This window comes from Gordonia liuliyuniae, from assembly GCF_021739025.1.
GTDB lineage: Bacteria > Actinomycetota > Actinomycetes > Mycobacteriales > Mycobacteriaceae > Gordonia > Gordonia liuliyuniae.
Genome location: NZ_JAKKOT010000005.1, coordinates 92,000 through 110,195 on the forward strand (window position 1 = coordinate 92,000; position 18,196 = coordinate 110,195).

The window sequence follows — 18,196 nt, forward strand, 5'->3', positions numbered from 1 at the left end:
TCACCCTTCGCACAGGTTGTGCACGTGCACCTGACCGGCGCCCGCCGCTTCGAGTCGTGCGCGTCCCGGGAATCCACTCAACTCCATGACGACCGCGAAATCGGACACCTTCGCGCCGACCTGTTTGAGGAGATCGAGTGTGGCGCACAGAGTTCCACCAGTCGCGAGGACGTCGTCGACGACCGCGACCCGCCGCCCGGCGAACTCGATCCCGGACGCGGGAACCTCCAGTCGGGCCGAGCCGTATTCGAGGTCGTAGTCGACCCCGATGACCGGAGGCGGAAGTTTGCCACCCTTGCGAACCGCGACGACGCCGATGCCGAGATGGTGGGCGATCGCACCGCCGAGCAGGAAGCCGCGAGCGTCGATGCCCGCGATGAGTTCGGCTCCCGCGCACGCGTCGGCGAGCGCCGCGGTCACGGCACGCAGACCGTCGGGTGCGGCGAGCACCGGAGTCAGGTCTTTGAACGCGACGCCTGGCTCTGGGAAGTCCGGAACGAGTCGGGCGTGCGCGTCGATGGAACGGCGTGCCCGATCGAGCCGATCCTGAACGCCGTTCGCGGCCACGTCAACGGTCATCGGGTCATTCCCCATCGGTCCATGTTCCATCCGGTTCCGGAGCGCCCCATACCGGGCACCATGCGTTGCACCGCGGCGGACGCGTCACGCCCGCGCACGCTGCCGTAGAGCGGGATCGTGGGCAGTTGGTCCCACGCCTGTGTGTCGATCTTGCGTAGGAGCGGCAGGCGCGCACTGTCGCTGGCGGTCTCCGAGAGCCCGGTGATCGCCTTGCCGACCTCGGCGTTCCGGTAGTCGGACAGGTTGAGAGGATCGCCGGGATAGAGCGCGTAGAGCGCCGGGATGCCGCTGGACGTGCCCGCCGCGGCGAACGTGTCGCCGGACATGAGCAGCGCGTCGACCTTCTTGCCGAGCCCGGCCACCGAGAGATCCGGTGACGACGCGTCCTTCACCGTGATGCCCGCACCGACGCACGCGTCAGCGATCGTCTTCACGACGGCGGCAGACGAGGCACTGCCTGCCGGGTAACCGATCCGGATCACCGGCTTGGCGCGGCGCCCGTTCTCGTCCGCGACCCGCTGCTCGAGCAGAGTGCGGGCGCGCGCCACATTCGACCGCGGGTAGCGGCGACCGAACTGGACGTTCAACGACGGGCCGAGGGTGTCGGCGGGCGACGCACTGTGCAGGCTCCACACGATGCCATTGGAGCCGTGCTCGCGCGCCAGCCGGTCTCGTGGCATGCAGGTGGCCAGCGCCTGCCGGACCTTCAGGTCCGCGGTCACCCCGGTGTCCGCAAACACCAGGTTCGTCACGGCGAGCGGCGCGATGTCGCGTGCAGCGCTGCGATCGGTCTCGGCGCCCTCCCCATCTTGTGCATCCCCGCCTTGTTCATCCCCTTGTGGGCCTTGCGGATCACGTCCGGCGACCGTGTCGGCGAGCGCCAGGTCGGCGGTGTCCGCGACGTCGACGACTCCGTCGTCGACCGCCGTCTTGCCGTCGGTGCCGAGCGGCCAGACGGTGACGTCGCCGAGCACCGGCTTCTGCCCCCACCACTTGTCGTTGGCGACCAGCCGCAGACCGCGATCGGTGCTGTAGCTCTCGACGCGGTACGGCCCGGACGCCACGAATGTCTCGGGGTCGATCTCGTCGCCCGGCGCGATCGCGAATCCGGTGTTCCACGCCTTCGCGATCTTTGCGATCGCGGCGCGGTTCTTGCCGTTCAGCGTGCCGACGACGTCCGGCACGCCTGCGATCCGCCCGACGACGTGCGCGGGCAGCAGCGTGCCCGCGCCGAACAGTCCGCGCCACTCGCGGAACTCGCTGTCCTTGTCGAAGGTGACGGTAGCGGTCTTCGCGCCGGGCGTGCAGTCGACTTTGTCGATGTCGCGGTAGCCGGCGTTGGTGGCCGCGTCGAAGCCGCGCACCCGGCCCCCGAGCGCGGTGGCGGCGAGCACGAGGTCGTCGCACACCATCGGCTTGCCGTCCGAGTAGACGGCGTCCGGGTTGAAGTCGTAGCGGACGGTCATCGGCGACGTCTCGGTGAGCGTCGCGGTGCCGACGTCACGGTCGGCGACGATCTGACCGTCCGGACCGATGAGCGAGAAGCCGGGCAGCACCCGGGTCAACGCCATCAACGCGCCCTCGGCGTATCCGTCGCGGGTGTTGACGTTGTAGTCGGAGACCCGCGCATCGATCAGGTAGTCGATGCTCGACTCCTCGTCGTCACCGCACGCGACCAGGATCGTGCCCGCGGCCGCGAGTGTCGCGGCGAACGCTGCGACCCTTCGCAGCCGCGGACCGATCATGCGCTCGCCACCTTCTCTCGGCGAGCGAGCACCTTGGCCGTGTGCCGTTTGACGTCCTTGCGGCGTTCCTTGAGCGACACGAGCATCGGCGACGCGAGGAACACCGACGAGTACGTGCCGACCACGACGCCGACCAACTGGATCAGCGCCAGGTCCTTGAGCGTCCCGATGCCGAGCATCCACACCGCGACGACCATCAACGCGATGATCGGCAGAACCGAGATGACTGTCGTGTTGATCGACCGCATCAACGTCTGGTTGACCGCGAGGTTCGTCTGTTCGGCGAAGGTACGCCGCGACGTCGCGAAGACCGATCTGGTGTTCTCCTCGACCTTGTCGAACACGACGACCGTGTCGTACACGGAGAAGCCGAGAACCGTGAGCAGACCGATGACCATCGCAGGAGTCACCTCCCAGCCGACGAGCGAATACACGCCCGCAGTGGCGACCACGTCGAATAGCAGCGTTACGAGAGCAGCCGCGGACATCTCCCGATCGAAACGGACCGCGATGTAGATGAAGACGACCACCAGGAACACGAGGAGCGCGATCACCATCTTGCGGGTGATCTCCTGGCCCCAGGTGGAACTCACGTCCGAACTGCTGACATCGGCCACGGTCACATCGGGTTTGAAGGCGTCGGCGAACGCATGCGCGAGCTTCGACGCGTCCTGCGCCGACAGCGTCTCGGTGCGCAGTTGAATCGTGGCGGATCCGCCCGAGCCCGCGGTCTGCGCCGACTCCGGTTCCTGCCCGAGCGTCGTGGCGAACACTTCGCTCGCCGCGTCGGTCGTGACCGACGCCGACGCGGGAAGGGACACCTGGGTGCCGCCCTCGAAGTCGATGCCCGGCGTGAACCCGCGGAAGATCATCGACAGCAGACAGATCAACATGATCGCCGCGGAGATCACGTACCACATCTTGCGTTTGCCGACGATGTCGAAGGCGCCGGTGCCGGTGTAGAGCCGGGACAGGAACGACTGGTTCTTCGCCCCGACGTAGTCTTCGTCGGCCCAGACCGTCCTGGACTTCTCGTCGCTCACAGCGTGTCCTCTCCTGCGCCGGACCGCTTAGCTGCGGTGGCGCGACGTCTTCGCGCGACTTCCGAGACCCCGCCGAGGCCGTTGATGCGCGAACGGGACAGGAAGTCGGTGCGGCTCGCCAACACGACCATCGGATGCGTCACCAAGAACACGATCACGACGTCGATGATGGTGGTCAAGCCGAGAGTGAACGCGAAGCCCTTGACCTGGCCGACCGCGAGGAAGTAGATGATGGCCGCGGCGATGAAGCTGACGGCGTTACCGGTCCAGACCGTGCGGCGGGCGCTCTGCCAACCGCGGTTGACCGCGGACCGGAACGATCTGCCTTCACGCATCTCGTCCTTTATTCGTTCGAAGTAGACGACGAACGAGTCGGCGGTCATGCCGATGCCGATGATCAGACCGGCGATGCCCGACAGGTCGAGCGTGAATCCGATCCAGCGGCCGAGCAGGACGATGAGACCGTAGACCATCGCCGCCGCGAGGATCAACGACAGGAACGTCAGGAAGCCGAGCATGCGGTAATACAGGAGCGCGTACAGCAGCACGGCGAGCAGACCGATGGCGCCCGCGATCAAACCGGCGCGCAACGAGGTGAGGCCGAGAGTCGCGGACACGGTCTGCGCGTCCGACGTCTCGAACGACAGCGGCAGCGAACCGTACTGGAGCGCGTTGGCGAGTTCTTCGGCCTCGGACTGGGTGAAGTCGCCGGAGATCTCGGTGGTGCCGATGATGGCCGAATTGATGGTCGCGGCGCTCACTACCTGGGTGTCCAGGACGGTCGCGGTGACCTTTCCGACGTTCTTCCCGGTGTATTCGGCCCACGTATCCTTGCCGTCGCCCTTGTAATCGACCGCGACGACCCATTGGCCGCCCTCGTTCTGTTGGGCCTTCGCCTTGTCGACGTCGGTGCCCTTGATGATCATCGGCTCGAGCAGATACACCTGCCCATCCTTGTCGCCGCACGCGACGAGATACTGGTCGGGCTTGTCGTAGCCGACGAGCGGGTCGACGGCGTCCGGCGAACAGTTGACCTTCGCCATCTCTGCCTGCAGGCGCTGCATCGTGGCTTGGTCGGCACCGGCGGGCGCCTGCCGCGCCTGGCGCGCGGCGTCGATCGCCGCCGTCTGCTCCTCCGAGGTCATCTCGGAGACCTTCTTGGCGTTCGGGTCGGCCTTCTGCGGTGTCGCGGGCGTCTGTGTGACGACCGGCCGGATGTACAGTCGCGCGGTCTGGCCGAGCGACCTGGCCTGCTTGCCGTCGTCGCCGGGGACCGTGATGACCAGGGTGCTGCCGTTGACGACCACTTCGGAGCCGCCGACGCCGAGCCCGTTGACGCGCTGCTCGATGATCTGGCGTGCGAGGTCGAGTTGAGTCTTGTCGGGTGCCTGACCGTTCTCGGTGCGTGCGGTGAGGACGACACGGGTGCCGCCCTGCAGATCGATGCCGAGCTTGGGCTCCGCCTTGTGATCACCGGTGGCGAACACGAGCACGAAGATCAGTGCGAGGACGCCGATGAACCCCAGGAGAGGTGCCCACGGCGACGTCTCTCGCTGCGCAGTGCGTCGCGCGGTGAGTGGGTTGTTACTGCTCACGTCTCGGCAGCCTACTTCTCTTCGTGCTTGTCGTCGCCCGACTCGTCGCCGCGCGACTTGTCGAGGTTCGGCTTGTCGTGCTGCGAATCAGTCGGGTCGCCGTCGAGTCCTTCGAGGCTGTCGGGGACTTGGAAGTCGTCTGCGTCCTGGTCGTAGGTCGGCGTGTCGCCGTCGTCTTCCGGTGTGTCCGTGACGGATTCGCGGATGGCCAGGCGGTTCCACTCGGTGACGACACCGGGCGCGATCTCGATCTGGACGACGGTGTCGTCGGACGCGTCGACAACCACCCCGAACAGACCGGACTGCAATTGGACGCGGGTACCGGGTCCGATGGCCGACTGCATGTCGGCGACGGCTGCAGCCCGCTTCTTCTGGTTGCGGACACTCACGAACATGAAGACCGCCATAGCCGCCAGCATCAGCGGGATGATCAATGAGGATGACATGGCCTCCAGTGTGCCAGGCCCGCCACCGGCGCCGTGCAGCGCACACGCACATGAACTCTCGACCACTGCGCGATCGACCACTTCGCGATCGACGACGCACCGCGACGAATCCGACGGATCGGTTCAGTCGAAGAGGGTTTCTTCGCGGGCACGCACACCGTGCACCTGGTCGATCGCGTCCGGGGGCGCCGCTAGGCCGAGATGGTTCCAGGCGGCACCGGTCGCGACCCGGCCGCGCGGTGTCCGCGCGAGCATGCCCGCCCGGACCAGGAACGGCTCGCACACCTCTTCGACCGTGGCGGGCTCTTCGCCGACCGCGACGGCGAGCGTCGACACCCCGACTGGTCCCCCACCGAATCCGCGCACCAGTGCCCCGAGCACCGCGCGGTCGAGCCGATCCAACCCGAGTTCGTCGACGTCGTAGACCGCGAGCGCCGCCTGCGCCGTCTCGACGTCGACCCGGCCGTCTCCGCGGACCTCCGCGTAGTCGCGGACGCGCCGCAGCAGGCGGTTGGTGATCCGGGGCGTCCCTCGTGACCGTCCCGCGACCTCGGTGGCAGCGGCGGCGTCGAGGTCGATGCCGAGGATCTTCGCCGATCGCACCAGTACGCGTACGAGTTCGGCGGGCTCATAGAACTCCATGTGGGCGGTGAAACCGAAACGGTCGCGCAACGGACCGGTCAGTGCTCCCGACCGGGTCGTCGCCCCGACCAGCGTGAACGGTGCGACCTCGAGCGGTATCGACGTCGCGCCGGGCCCCTTGCCGACGACCACGTCGACCCGGAAGTCCTCCATCGCAAGATAGAGCATCTCCTCGGCGGGTCGGGCGATCCGATGGATCTCGTCGATGAAGAGAACGTCGCCCTCGACGAGGTTCGAGAGCATGGCGGCGAGGTCGCCCGCCCGCTCCAACGCCGGGCCGGACGTGATGCGGATGGCCGCACCCATCTCGCTCGCGATGATCATCGCGAGCGACGTCTTACCCAGTCCGGGAGGGCCGGACAGCAGGATGTGGTCGGGCGTGCTGCCGCGTGCGCGGGCCGCGTGCAGCACGAGTTCGAGTTGTTCGCGGACCTTCGGCTGGCCGATGAAGTCGCCGAGACTGCTGGGCCGCAGGCTCGCGTCGAGGTCGCGGTCTGCGGGGATCTCGTCCGGCGCCAGGAAGTCGTCGGGCGAACCGTCGAACTCTCCGGTCATCGTCGCGGTCCGAGACCGGCGAGAGCACTGCGCAACAGTGTCGACGAGTCGGCGTCCGGCTGGTCGGCGAGCACCGCAGCGACGGCCTGCTGCGCCGCGTTCTCGGTGAACCCGAGCCCGACGAGGGCCTCGGCGACCTGCCCGCCCACACCGCTCGCGGACACTCCCGGAACCCCCGGTGCACCCGGCGCGGCGTCGACCTTGTCGCGCAGTTCGACGACGAGACGTTCGGCCACCCGCTTACCGATGCCCGGAACGGCGGTCAACGCTTTCGCATCCGAGTCGGCGAGCGCGCGACGCAGACTCTCGGGCTCCAAGACGGCCAGCGTCGCCATCGCCAGACGCGGCCCGACCCCGGTGACCGTCTGCAACAGACCGAACAGGTCACGGGCCGCCGGATCGGTGAACCCGTAGAGGGTCATCGAGTCCTCGCGGACGATCATCGACGTCAGCAAGCGGGTGTGCTTGCCGCGCACCAGCTTTCCCAGCGTCGGCGGAGTCGCCAGGACGCGGTACCCGACGCCCGCGCATTCAACGACGGCGTGGTCGAGGGCGATGTCGACGACCTCGCCGGACACGGACGCGATCATCGCGCTGCAGCCTCCTCCTGTGCCGCCTTCAGGCGCGCACGATGACGGTCCTGGGCGGCCTTGGCCTTCGCCGCCGCCGCCTCCATCCGCTCGTTGACCGGGCCGCGCCAGCAGTGACACACCGCGAGGGCCAGGGCGTCGGCCGCGTCCGCGGGCTTCGGCGGCGTCTGCAGACCGAGGATCCGCGTGATCATCATGGTCACCTGAGCCTTATCGGCGCGGCCGGACCCGGTGACGGCCGCCTTCACCTCGGACGGCGTGTGGAAGCGCACCGGTATGCCGCGTTCGGCCGCGGCGAGCGCAACGACTCCGGCGGCCTGCGCAGTCCCCATGGCGGTACTCACCTGCCGTTGCGCGAACACTCGCTCGACCGCGACGACGTCCGGCCGGTGCGTGTCGAGCCACTGTTCGACGGCGCGATGAATCGCCAGGAGACGCTCGGCGAGTTCCATGTTCGACGGGGTGCGGACGACGTCGACGTCGAGCGCCGTGACCTTTCGGCCGCTCCCCGACTCCACCAGTGCGACACCGCATCTGGTGAGGCCCGGGTCCACACCCATCACTCGCACCGCGTACCGACCTCCCGACAAGTGCACCGCACCGAACGCGGCGAACGTTTGTTCGAGATCCTATCAGTCGTTCTCGAGCTCGGCGAGCACCTCGTCGCTCACGTCGACGTTGCTGTAGACGTTCTGCACGTCGTCGGAGTCTTCGAGCGCATCGATGAGCTTGAACATCTTCCGGGCGCCCTCGGCGTCCACCACGACCTCGACCGATGCGCGGAAATCCGGTTCGGCCGAGTCGTAGTCGATGCCCGCCTCCTGCAGCGCGGTACGCACGGCGACGAGATCACCCGGTTCACTGACGACCTCGAAGGACTCACCCAGATCAGTGACCTCTTCGGCTCCCGCGTCGAGGACCGCCATGAGAACGTCGTCCTCGGTCTGGTCGCCCTTCTCCAGCGTCACGACGCCCTTGCGGGTGAACAGGTACGACACCGACCCAGGATCGGCCATGTTGCCGCCGTTGCGGGTCATCGCGGTGCGGACCTCGCCTGCCGCACGATTGCGGTTGTCGGTGACGCACTCGATGAGGACCGCGACGCCGTTCGGACCGTAGCCCTCGTACATGATGGTCTGCCAGTCGGAGCCGCCGCCCTCTTCGCCGCCGCCGCGCTTACGAGCCCGCTCGATGTTGTCGTTGGGCACCGACGACTTCTTGGCCTTCTGGATCGCGTCGAAGAGCGTCGGGTTGCCTGCCGGATCACCACCACCCGTGCGGGCGGCCACCTCGATGTTCTTGATCAGCTTGGCGAACATCTTGCCGCGCTTGGCATCGATGACCGCCTTCTTGTGCTTGGTGGTGGCCCATTTGGAATGGCCGCTCATGGTGGTGATCCCTTCCGTTTACGCTCGCCCGTCGTCGCACGACGAGCGGAGTGACTGTCGAATTCTACGCTGCACGTACCAGGTCGACGAAGTACCTGTGCACTCGATGATCCCCGGTGACCTCGGGATGGAACGAGGTGGCCAGCACGTTCGCCTGGCGGACCGCGACGACGCGCCCGGCTGCGGGCCCGCTCGGCACGGTGGCGAGGACCTGCACGTCGCCGCCGACCGACTCGACCCACGGCGCCCGGATGAACACGGCTCGCATCGGGGCGGCGCCGGGCACGTCGGTGATGCCCGCGAACTCCAGATCGGTCTCGAACGATTCGACCTGCCTGCCGAATGCGTTGCGGCGGACCGTGACGTCGAGCGCGTCGAGGTGTCGGGCGTCGGCGCGCGTGTCGAGGATGTTCGACGCGAGCATGATCATCCCCGCGCACGATCCGTAGGCGGGCATCCCGTCGCCCAGTCGCGCGACGAGCGGGTCGTAGAGGTCGAAGACGCCCAGCAGTTTGCTCATCGTCGTCGACTCGCCGCCGGGGATGACCAGCCCGTCGACCCGGTCGAGCTCGCTCGCCCGGCGCACCGCGACGACGTCGGCACCCGCCGCGATCAGACCTTCGGAGTGCTCCCGGACGTCGCCCTGCAACGCGAGGACGCCGATCAGCGGCTTCTCCCTCTGGGCGCTCACTCGCGTTCCGCCATGAAGCTCGCCTTCTGCTCCGGCACGCCGGTCCTGGTCAGCCCCTCCTGGGTCACCGCGGCCACCATCCGGCCTGCCCGATCGTAGATCCGGCCCTGTGTCAGAGCGCGGGCGCCGCTCGCCGACGGCGATGTCTGGTCGTACAGCAACCAGTCGTCGGCTCGGAACGGCCGCAGAAACCACATCGCGTGGTCGAGCGACGCGCTCTGCAACCGGACGCCGGGATGCGCCACGTTCGACGAGCCGAGGAGTGTCATATCGCTCATGTACGCCAGCGTGCAGACGTGCAGGAGCTGGTCGTCGGGCAGCGGTTTCCGGTAGCGGAACCACACGCGCTGCTGCGAGGCGAACCAGCCGTGTTTGACGAGTTGGTCCTCCGGCACCACCCGCACATCGAAGTTCTCCCACTCGGCGCGCAACGCTTTGGCCGGCCCCTCCAGTTCGCTGCCGTCCGGCAGCGACTCCGGATCGGGAGCGGTGGGCATCGTGTCCTGATGCTCGATCCCCTCGTCGTTCGCGACATGGAACGACGCGGACATCGAGAAGATCGTCTCGCCGTTCTGCACGCCGTTGACCCGGCGGGTCACGAACGAGCGACCGTCGCGGATCCGGTCGACGAGGAAGATGGTCGGATGGTCGGGCTTGCCGGGACGCAGAAAATATCCGTGCAGGGAGTGCACCCGAAACTCCGTGCCGACCGTTCGCGTGGCCGCGACGAGCGCCTGCCCGGCGACCTGTCCGCCGAACGTCCGGCGTAGTGCACTCGCGAACACGCTGCTGCGATAGATGTCGTCGTCGATGCGCTCGACGGCCAAGATGTCTTCGATGTCAGCCACAGTTGCGCATTATCCCTCAGGCGATGTGCGGCCGCATCGTTCGCCCTGCTGCGCAGATCGTTACTCGTCGGTAGCGTCATGCGCAGATCGTTACTCGTCGGTAGTGTCACCTGTATGGCAGAACGCGAGGAAGTCTCCACTCCCCCGACCGACACCGTCGCACAATTGCGCGCCGTTCTCGACGGCCGCTGGGCGCACACCCGTGACATCGTCCGCGACCAGATCCAGGCGAGCGACCTCGTACCCATGTCGGGGCTGTCGATGGCCGACTATCGCGCTCGCATGCTCGACGCCATGACTGCGATGGTGCCGCTCGGGTTCCCAGCCGACGGTTTCGCGGTGCCGCACGGCGGAACCGGCGACGTGGGCGCCGCCGTCACCGCAATCGAGACACTCGGTTACGGCGACCTCTCGTTGATGGTGAAGGCAGGCGTGCAGTGGGGCCTGTTCGGCGGGGCGATCGAGAATCTCGGCACCGAGCGCCACCACGAGAAGTACGTGCCCGGGCTCATCGACCTGGACGTCCTCGGCTGTTTCGCGATGACCGAGACCGGCCACGGCTCCAATGTGCAGGCGCTGGAGACCACCGCGACCTATCTGCCTGAGTCGCACGAGTTCGAGATCACCTCGCCGACGCCGGGATCCCGTAAGGACTACATCGGCGGCGCCGCGGAGCACGCACGCTATGCCGCGGTGTTCGCCCAGTTGATCACCGCGGGCCCCGGGGAAGAGCCGACCGGCCGAGGCGTCCACTGCTTCGTCGTCCAGATCCGCGACGCCGACGGCAACGACCTGCCGGGAGTCACGACGTCGGACTGCGGCCACAAGGGCGGACTACCCGGCGTCGACAACGGTCGGATCGTGTTCGATCACGTGCGGATTCCGCGGGACGATCTGCTGAATCGCTACGGCGACGTCGCCGCGGACGGAACGTACTCCAGCCCGATCGAGTCGGTGAACCGACGCTTCTTCACCATGCTCGGGACGCTTGTCCGGGGCCGCGTGACGGTGGGCGCCGCTGCGGGAGCAGCGGGCCGCCTCGGATTGACACTCGCCGTCAAGTACGCACTGGTCCGTCGCCAGTTCTCCGGGCCAGACAGCGACGACGAGCTCGTCCTCCTCGACTACCGCACCCATCAGCGACGTCTCCTGCCGCTGGTGGCGCGCGCGTACGCCTTCGCCATCGCGCAGAACGAGGTCGTCGCCGAACTCCACGAACTGCAGTCCGGCGATCCCGCCGACGCCGACCCCGAGGAGATCCGCAAGCTCGAGGTGAAAGCGGCCGCGATCAAAGCGGGCCACACCGAGTTGGCGTCGCGGGCCATCTCCGAGGCTCGGGAGGCATGCGGCGGCGCCGGGTACCTCGACGAGAACCGGCTCTCGCGTCTGCGCGGCGACATCGACGTGTTCACGACGTTCGAGGGCGACAACCTGATCCTCCGCCAGCTCGTCGCCAAACAGCTCCTCACCGCGTATGCGAGCGATGTGAGCGACCTGGACGCGGTCGGCTGGATCCGGTTCGTCGCCTCGACGGTGAAGGACATCGCGTTGGAGAAGACCGCCGCCCGCCAGGTGGTGCAGACGCTTCTCGACGACTCGGACGAAGACCCGGAGAACAGCGACCTCACCCACCCCGGCACCCAGCTGCGGCTGCTCCGCAACCGGGAGGATCACCTGCTGCGGACCGCTGCCGCTCGGATGGGCCGGGCGCAAGACGAGGACGCGGACGCCCAAGAGGTGTTCACCGGCACGCAGGACCATCTGATCAAGGTCGGCGACGCGCACATCGAGCGGGTCGTGTTGGAGACCGTCGTCGACGTGATCGGCAGGGTGACCGACAAGCAGACGCGGACCCTGCTCAAGCGGGTCCGCGATCTGTTCGTCTATTCACTGGTCGAGGACGATCTCGGCTGGTATCTGATGCACCGGCACGTCTCGGTGGAGCGGGCCAAGGCCGTCCGACGCGGTGTCAACGAATTGTGCGGCGTTCTGCGACCGCACGCCGCTGATCTCGTCGACGCCTTCGGCGTCCCCGACACCGCACTCGACGTCCCGATGATCCGCCACGGCTGACCGGCGTCACAGTTCGTCGATGTCGATGATGTCGTCTTGGATGGCGCGGGCGACGAGCGCGGCCTTCGTGGAGGCGGGGCGCCCGATCTCGGCGTACTTCGCGCGGATGCGCGTCAGGTGGGTGTTGACGGTGCCCAGCGAGATGTGGAGTTCTTCGCCGCATGCCGGTTTGGAGTCGACCATCAGCCAGGTGCGGAGAACTTCCACTTCGCGGTCGGTCAGGGTCGGGCGCGGCAGATCGGGGGCGGTCGGCTCGACGACGGCTGCGGCGGCGAGGGCGACCGGAGCCAGGTGGCCGCGACGGCGCAGCGGCGCTTCGACGTAGACGGGGCGGCCGGGCAGCGGCATCACGCGAGCGCTCAGGCGGGCCAGTGCTTCACGGCGACGCGCCTCTACCGAACTCGAGCGGTTCGGTGCGGACACGGCGGTGCGGGCTGCGGTCTGGTATCCGGGGGCGGTGTGGATCGCGGCGACGGTCATCTTTCTTCCCTTCCTCGGCGCCCGGGACCGGTCGATCACCGGGCTGATGAGAAGAACGTTAGGGTGACGGCGACCATAACGCGATGGGGAGAACTACCCATGGTATCTGCGCAGGTCAAACTATGTTTTTGACCGACTCGACGCGGCGACGTGCCCAGGCACGGTGCTGGGCGAGTGGCGCGTCGGTGCGTCAGGAGTTCGGCGGCTGGGTGTTCCGCATGTGCTCGGCGTCGAGCATCGGAAGGTCGCCTCGACTGACGAGGCCGGTCGACAGCGCGTACTCGACGAGCTTGAGTCGACGGTTCGACGCCAGACGTCCGCCGCCGGCCCGCATGCCTGCGACGCCGATCAGGTCGAGTTTGTCGCACACGTTGTCGAGTTTCCGGTTGAACTTCGTCAGCGACCAGCCAAGGCGCGCAGCCGCTTTCGCGGAGCTGGGCAGCGCGCTCGCACCGGTGCCGTCGCGGCGGAGGATCGCCTCCGCGAGGACGAGAACGGCGAGCCTCTGGCTCTCGGTGAAGTTGGGGACGCCGCGCGTCGTGTCGCCGCCGACCGTCGAGGTGCCGACCGGCGGGGCGACCGCGGGCGCACCTGCCTGAACCTGGACCTCGTACGTGGTGGGTCCGGCGCTGAAGACGATGCTGGTCCGACCGAACACGAGAGGCATGCGCGCACCGGGCCCCAGCGTCGCGGAGAAGCCGAGATCGGCGGCGGTCACCGTCGCCGACAGGTGGGTTCCGAGATTCGTCAGCCACCACATGCCGTTCTCGTCGTGCAGCAGCAGGAAACGACGATGCAGGTACGGATTGTCGTCGACGGTGAGGGTGGCTTCCCGGCCGATGTAGAACGGTTGACCGGGCACCACCTGGTAGCGCTCGCCGACGAACTCGACAAACGTCGTGCCGTCGCCCGCGGGCTGCACCGCTATCGGCTCACGGTCACCGCGGCGACGGTGACGTTGTCGTGGGCTCCGCTCTCGAGCGCGGCTTCGACGAGGGCGGCCGCGGCGAGTTCGACGTCGCCGTCGGCCGCGGCGACCACGGAGGCGATCTCGGAGTCATCGAGTTCGCCGTCCAGCCCGTCCGAGCAGAGGAGCACGATGTCGCCGGGAACCGCGGCGAACGCGAAGTAGTCGGCGATCGGTTCCGCCATGCCTGCGCCGAGTGCACGCGTGATCACGTTGCGTCGCGAGTCGACTCGCGCCTGCTCGGGTGTCAGGTAGCCCGCTTCGACGAGTTCCTGCACCTGGGAGTGGTCGACGCTGACCTGTCGCAACGCGCCCTGGGAGTACAGGTAGGTACGCGAGTCACCGATGTTGAACGCGACCCACGCCGGGCCGTCCTCCCCTTCGGCGAGGAGAACACCCGTCGTCGTGGTTCCCGCGCGTCGCCCGGATTCGGAACCGAAAGCGCCGATCTTCTCCTGCGCCTGCACGAGCAGTGCGGCGACGGCGGTGCGCGTCGCGTCGAAGGGTTCGCCGACCGGAGCGTCGGCGAGGGTGAGGAGCGCGGCTTCGCTGGCGAGTTCGCCGCTGTCGTGACCGCCCATGCCGTCGGCGACGAGATAGCAGCCGGGAAGCGCCAGTGCGGCATCCTCGTTGGCTTCACGGACGCGGCCCACATGGCAGACCACCGACCAGTCGACGGTGACGTCGCCGATCCGATCCTGTCCGGTCCGCGCCTCGTCACGCAAGATGACGGTGTCGTCCATGCTCACCTCTCCCTGAGTACCCCTGGCTCATGAGTCGAAAGACTCCGCCGACCGGACGCGGTCGGGCCGGACAGCGCACTGTCACAGCTCGAGCCGTGCCGTCAGCGTAGTCGAGATCACCGCCCATAATCATATCGGGACGGTGGCGCCAGGACTCCCCTGGCGCGCCTATCGCCCGATCGAGTCGGCGATCGCTGTCGGGTCGATCACCAACCGCGCTCGGCGAGCCGGTGCGGCTGCGGCAGGTCGTCGACGTTGATGCCGACCATGGCTTCGCCGAGACCGCGCGAGACGTTCGCGAGCACGTCGGGGTCGTCGTAGAACGTCGTGGCCTTGACGATCGCGGCGGCACGCTGAGCCGGGTTGCCCGACTTGAAGATGCCCGAGCCGACGAAGACGCCCTCGGCGCCGAGTTGCATCATCATCGCTGCGTCGGCCGGGGTGGCGATACCGCCCGCGGTGAACAGCGTGACCGGAAGCTTGCCTGCCTTCGCGACCTCGACGACCAGGTCGTACGGCGCCTGCAGTTCCTTCGCCGCCACGTACAGCTCATCCTCGGGAAGCGAGCTGAGACGACGGATCTGCTGGCGGATCTGACGCATGTGCGTCGTCGCGTTCGACACGTCACCGGTCCCGGCCTCGCCCTTGGACCGGATCATCGCCGCGCCCTCGTTGATGCGACGCAACGCCTCCCCGAGGTTGGTGGCACCGCACACGAACGGCACGGTGAACGCGAACTTGTCGATGTGATTCTCGAAATCGGCCGGGGTCAGGACCTCGGACTCGTCGACGTAGTCGACACCGAGACTCTGCAGGACCTGCGCCTCCACGAAGTGACCGATCCGAGCCTTCGCCATGACCGGGACCGACACCGCTTCGATGATCCCGTCGATCATGTCCGGGTCGCTCATGCGCGACACGCCGCCCTGAGCGCGGATGTCGGCGGGCACGCGCTCGAGTGCCATCACGGCGACCGCACCGGCGTCCTCGGCGATCTTGGCCTGCTCGGGCGTGACCACATCCATGATCACGCCGCCCTTCAGCATCTCGGCCATGCCGCGCTTGACACGGGCGGTACCGGTCGCCGGGGAGTTCTGCGGATCAGTGGTCACGGGCGGTGCTCCTTGGTCTCAGGTGAGGGTCTGACGCGTCCAAGTAAACCCGATCAGGCGGCGTCGTCCAACGCCGGGTCGTCTCCTACGAGATGCACGCCACGCACGGGCTCATCCGCTGGTCACCCGCTCGGTGATCTCGAAGTAGGCCGGGCGCGGCGCGTGCCCCGCCAGGTGCAGCCATCGGACCATCCGACGACTCCGGAGGGTACGAACGTCACGGACCGCATCGTTGTAGAACCGGCGTGCCATCGTCACGCGGGTCTGCGCGTCGGCGAGCTCGGCTGTCAACGCCGCCGAGCGGCGTGCGGGGTCGGCGTGTGCGATGGCGGCCGACAGGCGGTTCTCGGCGGTCTCACGCACCTCGGGGGCAGCGCCTTCCGCAGCGTCGGCCGCGGCCGCCAAGTCGCGAGCACCCGACGCGTCGGGGTCGGCTGCGGCGATGGCCCGGGCGACGACGGCGCGTCGCTCCAACGCTCCGAACAGCGCTTGCCGAGTGAGATCGACGCGGATGTTCAGACGGTCCATCCTCGTCGCTCGGGTCGCCGACAGGACGACGAGCCACACGAGGCCGATGCCGACGGCTGTCCCGACGACGGTCGCGGTGGTCGCGGCGGCGGTCATGCGGTGCCGCCTGCGGCGTCAGTGGTTCGCATCAGTCGGACACCACCACGGGGCCGGCGTTGTAGGTGACGGTGTCGTAGACGCTCTGGATCTGGTCGGCGACTCGCGACCAGTCGTAGAGGTCGGCGCGCTCGCGGCCGCGGGCGACGTATCGTGCGCGCAGGTCGTCGTCGCCGAGCAGCGAATTGACCTGGTCGGCGAGGGCGGTCGGCGACCCCGTCGCCACCAGGCAGCCTGCCTGCCCGCTGTCGAGGACCCGGGAGAACGCGACGAGGTCGCTCGCCACGACCGCGGCGCCTGCGGCCATCGCCTCGACGAGCACGATGCCGAAACTCTCGCCGCCCAGGTTCGGTGCGACGTACACGTCGACACTCGCCAACGCGCGCGCCTTCGTCTCGTCGTCGACCATGCCGAGGAATCGGAGACGATCGGCCAGACCGCCCGCACGTCGACGCAGCGCCGCCTCGTTCCCGCCGCCGACCACGAGGACCTGGACGTCGGGGAACTCTTCGACGATGCTCGGCAATGCACGCATCAGGATGTCGATGCCCTTGCGCGGCTCGTCGAACCGGCCGAGGAACATCACGGTGCGGCCGGCCCGCGGATATCCGTCCAGTGGAGTCGCCTCGGTGAACGCCGCGACGTCGACACCGTTGGGGATCTCGACCGCGTCGTTGCCGAGGGACTCCATCTGCCAGCGCCTCGCAAGCTCGGAGACCGCGATCTTGCCGCTGATCCGTTCGCGGAACTGGCGAAGCACCGAATCGAAGATCGACAGCCACATCGACTTCGTCGTCGACGTGTGGAACGTCGTGACGATGGGCCCGCTGGCGACCATCAACGACAGCATGGACAGGCTCGGCGAGTTCGGCTCGTGCACGTGCAGCACGTCGAACTCGTTCGTCGCGATCCATCGACGGAGACGATGGTAGGCCTTGGGCGAGAACGTGACGCGCGAGACCGATCCGTTGTACGGGATGCCGAGCGCGGGGCCAGCGGAGTCGACGTAGTCGGGAAGGACGACGTCGGGGCCGGCGGGCGCGAGCACACGCACCTCGTGGCCGCGGCCGACGAACACCTCCGCTAGCTCGACGACGTGCGCTTGGACACCGCCCGGCACGTCGAACGAGTACGGGCAGATCATGCCGATCTTCACGCGAACCTCATTCGATTCCGAGCCGCGCCCGACGTTCGGGCGACCAGTCGGCCTCCCACAACGGCTGCAGCATGTGCCAGTCGGCGGGCGCGGTCGCGATGTCGCGGGTGAACGCGTCGGCGAGCCGCTGCGCGGTCGGTGCGATACCGCCGTCGGTGTCGATGACGGTACCGCAGCTCAGGTGCGACGTCCCGACACCCGTATACCGGTGATGCACGGCGTGCAGGACCGCGCCGGTCTCGATGGCGAGCTTCGCCGAGCCTGCCGGGATGCGGGTTTTCTCCCCGAACATCGTGACCGGCACTCCGTGCGCGGACAGGTCACGGTCGGCCATGAGGCAGACGAGGCCTCCCGCGCGCAGACGCTCAGCGAGGACCTGGAACGGTGGTTGTTCGCCGCCGGTGAGCGGGAACACCTCGAAGCCGAGAGACTCCCGGTAGGCGACGAACTGGTCGAACAGCGACTCCGGTTCGAGACGTTCGGCGACGGTCGCGAACCGGCCGTAGTTCTTCACCAGCCACACGCCTGCGATGTCCCAGTTCCCCGAGTGCGGCAGTGCCATCACGACGCCTCGCCCGGACCGGATCGACGCGTCGAGCGAGTCCCGGTCGTAGTCGGTCATTGCCACGCTTGCCGCGATCGCGTCGGGGTCTGTCGTCGGCAGCCGGAACGCTTCACGCCAGTAGCGCGCGTACGAGCGCATGGCCTCTTCGACCAGTTGGGCGGGGACGTCGTCGGGCGTCGTGCCGATCACCCGGGCCAGGTTCTTCCGGAGCTGTTCCGGTCCACCGTTCCGGCGGCCGGCGAAGGTTCCCGCCGCGTCGAAGACGCCGCGCGCCAGCGTCTCCGGCGAGTACTTGACGGCCGCCCACCCGGCGCGATAACCGAGGTCGGCGACGATGTCGCCCAATCCGCCCAG

At 68.0% G+C, this 18,196-nt stretch carries 19 protein-coding genes; 1 reads left to right on the forward strand and 18 read right to left on the reverse strand.

Going from position 1 to position 18,196, the window contains the following annotated elements; translation table 11 throughout:
* From L5G28_RS11230 to L5G28_RS11280, 11 genes are all read right to left on the reverse strand, one after another.
* Positions 1-579 carry an adenine phosphoribosyltransferase gene (locus tag L5G28_RS11230; RefSeq protein WP_237001630.1) on the reverse strand — a complete coding sequence of 193 codons (579 nt, stop codon included), beginning with the start codon at positions 577-579 and terminating at the stop codon, positions 1-3.
* Complete coding sequence (locus L5G28_RS11235) at positions 576-2,324, reverse strand: ABC transporter substrate-binding protein (protein WP_237001631.1); 1,749 nt, start codon at positions 2,322-2,324, stop codon at positions 576-578. Before L5G28_RS11235 ends, L5G28_RS11230 begins: the two co-directional genes overlap by 4 nt.
* Entirely contained in the window at positions 2,321-3,367 is a 1,047-nt protein-coding gene (secF, locus tag L5G28_RS11240) for a protein translocase subunit SecF (RefSeq protein ID WP_237001632.1), read from the reverse strand. Before secF ends, L5G28_RS11235 begins: the two co-directional genes overlap by 4 nt.
* Entirely contained in the window at positions 3,364-4,962 is a 1,599-nt protein-coding gene (gene secD / locus L5G28_RS11245) for a protein translocase subunit SecD (protein WP_237001633.1), read from the reverse strand. Before secD ends, secF begins: the two co-directional genes overlap by 4 nt.
* Before the next feature lie 11 nt (positions 4,963-4,973).
* The gene (yajC, locus tag L5G28_RS11250) at positions 4,974-5,408 is read right to left on the reverse strand and encodes a preprotein translocase subunit YajC (protein ID WP_237001634.1); all 435 of its coding nucleotides are present in this window, start codon (positions 5,406-5,408) and stop codon (positions 4,974-4,976) included.
* Positions 5,409-5,531: 123 nt separating this feature from the next.
* Positions 5,532-6,605: a Holliday junction branch migration DNA helicase RuvB gene (gene ruvB / locus L5G28_RS11255; RefSeq protein WP_237001635.1), complete on the reverse strand. Its 1,074-nt coding sequence runs from the start codon at positions 6,603-6,605 to the stop codon at positions 5,532-5,534.
* The gene (gene ruvA / locus L5G28_RS11260; RefSeq protein WP_237001636.1) at positions 6,602-7,195 is read right to left on the reverse strand and encodes a Holliday junction branch migration protein RuvA; all 594 of its coding nucleotides are present in this window, start codon (positions 7,193-7,195) and stop codon (positions 6,602-6,604) included. Before ruvA ends, ruvB begins: the two co-directional genes overlap by 4 nt.
* Positions 7,192-7,764: a crossover junction endodeoxyribonuclease RuvC gene (gene ruvC / locus L5G28_RS11265; RefSeq protein ID WP_237001925.1), complete on the reverse strand. Its 573-nt coding sequence runs from the start codon at positions 7,762-7,764 to the stop codon at positions 7,192-7,194. The genes ruvA and ruvC overlap by 4 nt, the downstream gene beginning before the upstream one ends.
* A gap of 63 nt (positions 7,765-7,827) precedes the next feature.
* The gene (locus L5G28_RS11270) at positions 7,828-8,583 is read right to left on the reverse strand and encodes a YebC/PmpR family DNA-binding transcriptional regulator (RefSeq protein ID WP_237001637.1); all 756 of its coding nucleotides are present in this window, start codon (positions 8,581-8,583) and stop codon (positions 7,828-7,830) included.
* A 64-nt stretch (positions 8,584-8,647) separates the two neighbouring features.
* Positions 8,648-9,274 carry a pyridoxal 5'-phosphate synthase glutaminase subunit PdxT gene (gene pdxT / locus L5G28_RS11275; RefSeq protein ID WP_237001638.1) on the reverse strand — a complete coding sequence of 209 codons (627 nt, stop codon included), beginning with the start codon at positions 9,272-9,274 and terminating at the stop codon, positions 8,648-8,650.
* Entirely contained in the window at positions 9,271-10,122 is an 852-nt protein-coding gene (locus tag L5G28_RS11280; RefSeq protein ID WP_237001639.1) for an acyl-CoA thioesterase, read from the reverse strand. Before L5G28_RS11280 ends, pdxT begins: the two co-directional genes overlap by 4 nt.
* Positions 10,123-10,236: 114 nt before the next feature.
* Here L5G28_RS11280 and L5G28_RS11285 point away from each other — a divergent pair, with 114 nt between their 5' ends.
* Positions 10,237-12,195: an acyl-CoA dehydrogenase family protein gene (locus L5G28_RS11285; protein ID WP_237001640.1), complete on the forward strand. Its 1,959-nt coding sequence runs from the start codon at positions 10,237-10,239 to the stop codon at positions 12,193-12,195.
* Positions 12,196-12,201: 6 nt separating this feature from the next.
* Here L5G28_RS11285 and L5G28_RS11290 read toward each other — a convergent pair whose 3' ends face one another.
* From L5G28_RS11290 to L5G28_RS11320, 7 genes are all read right to left on the reverse strand, one after another.
* A complete protein-coding gene (locus L5G28_RS11290) occupies positions 12,202-12,675 on the reverse strand; it encodes a helix-turn-helix transcriptional regulator (RefSeq protein ID WP_237001641.1) in 474 nt (157 codons plus the stop codon).
* Positions 12,676-12,865: 190 nt separating this feature from the next.
* Positions 12,866-13,603, reverse strand: coding sequence for a hypothetical protein (locus tag L5G28_RS11295; protein WP_237001926.1), 738 nt, complete (start codon positions 13,601-13,603; stop codon positions 12,866-12,868).
* Positions 13,600-14,385, reverse strand: a complete 786-nt coding sequence (locus tag L5G28_RS11300; RefSeq protein ID WP_237001642.1) for a PP2C family protein-serine/threonine phosphatase — start codon at positions 14,383-14,385, stop codon at positions 13,600-13,602. The genes L5G28_RS11295 and L5G28_RS11300 overlap by 4 nt, the downstream gene beginning before the upstream one ends.
* A gap of 206 nt (positions 14,386-14,591) precedes the next feature.
* Positions 14,592-15,497 carry a pyridoxal 5'-phosphate synthase lyase subunit PdxS gene (gene pdxS, locus L5G28_RS11305; RefSeq protein ID WP_308191972.1) on the reverse strand — a complete coding sequence of 302 codons (906 nt, stop codon included), beginning with the start codon at positions 15,495-15,497 and terminating at the stop codon, positions 14,592-14,594.
* 111 nt (positions 15,498-15,608) lie between these two features.
* The gene (locus tag L5G28_RS11310) at positions 15,609-16,121 is read right to left on the reverse strand and encodes a LemA family protein (protein WP_237001643.1); all 513 of its coding nucleotides are present in this window, start codon (positions 16,119-16,121) and stop codon (positions 15,609-15,611) included.
* Between the two features lie 31 nt (positions 16,122-16,152).
* Positions 16,153-17,277: a glycosyltransferase family 4 protein gene (locus L5G28_RS11315; protein ID WP_237001644.1), complete on the reverse strand. Its 1,125-nt coding sequence runs from the start codon at positions 17,275-17,277 to the stop codon at positions 16,153-16,155.
* Between the two features lie 7 nt (positions 17,278-17,284).
* Positions 17,285-18,196 (reverse strand): phosphatidylinositol mannoside acyltransferase, encoded by a 912-nt coding sequence (locus tag L5G28_RS11320; RefSeq protein WP_236997634.1) that lies wholly within the window; start codon positions 18,194-18,196, stop codon positions 17,285-17,287.

Coding starts and splice junctions, on each gene's coding strand:
- L5G28_RS11230 (WP_237001630.1), bottom strand. CDS start 579: ATGACCGTTGACGTGGCCGCGAACGGCGTTCAGGATCGGCTCGATCGG.
- L5G28_RS11235 (WP_237001631.1), bottom strand. CDS start 2,324: ATGATCGGTCCGCGGCTGCGAAGGGTCGCAGCGTTCGCCGCGACACTC.
- yajC (WP_237001634.1), bottom strand. CDS start 5,408: ATGTCATCCTCATTGATCATCCCGCTGATGCTGGCGGCTATGGCGGTC.
- ruvB (WP_237001635.1), bottom strand. CDS start 6,605: ATGACCGGAGAGTTCGACGGTTCGCCCGACGACTTCCTGGCGCCGGAC.
- ruvA (WP_237001636.1), bottom strand. CDS start 7,195: ATGATCGCGTCCGTGTCCGGCGAGGTCGTCGACATCGCCCTCGACCAC.
- L5G28_RS11270 (WP_237001637.1), bottom strand. CDS start 8,583: ATGAGCGGCCATTCCAAATGGGCCACCACCAAGCACAAGAAGGCGGTC.
- L5G28_RS11285 (WP_237001640.1), top strand. CDS start 10,237: ATGGCAGAACGCGAGGAAGTCTCCACTCCCCCGACCGACACCGTCGCA.
- L5G28_RS11290 (WP_237001641.1), bottom strand. CDS start 12,675: ATGACCGTCGCCGCGATCCACACCGCCCCCGGATACCAGACCGCAGCC.
- L5G28_RS11300 (WP_237001642.1), bottom strand. CDS start 14,385: ATGGACGACACCGTCATCTTGCGTGACGAGGCGCGGACCGGACAGGAT.
- L5G28_RS11310 (WP_237001643.1), bottom strand. CDS start 16,121: ATGACCGCCGCCGCGACCACCGCGACCGTCGTCGGGACAGCCGTCGGC.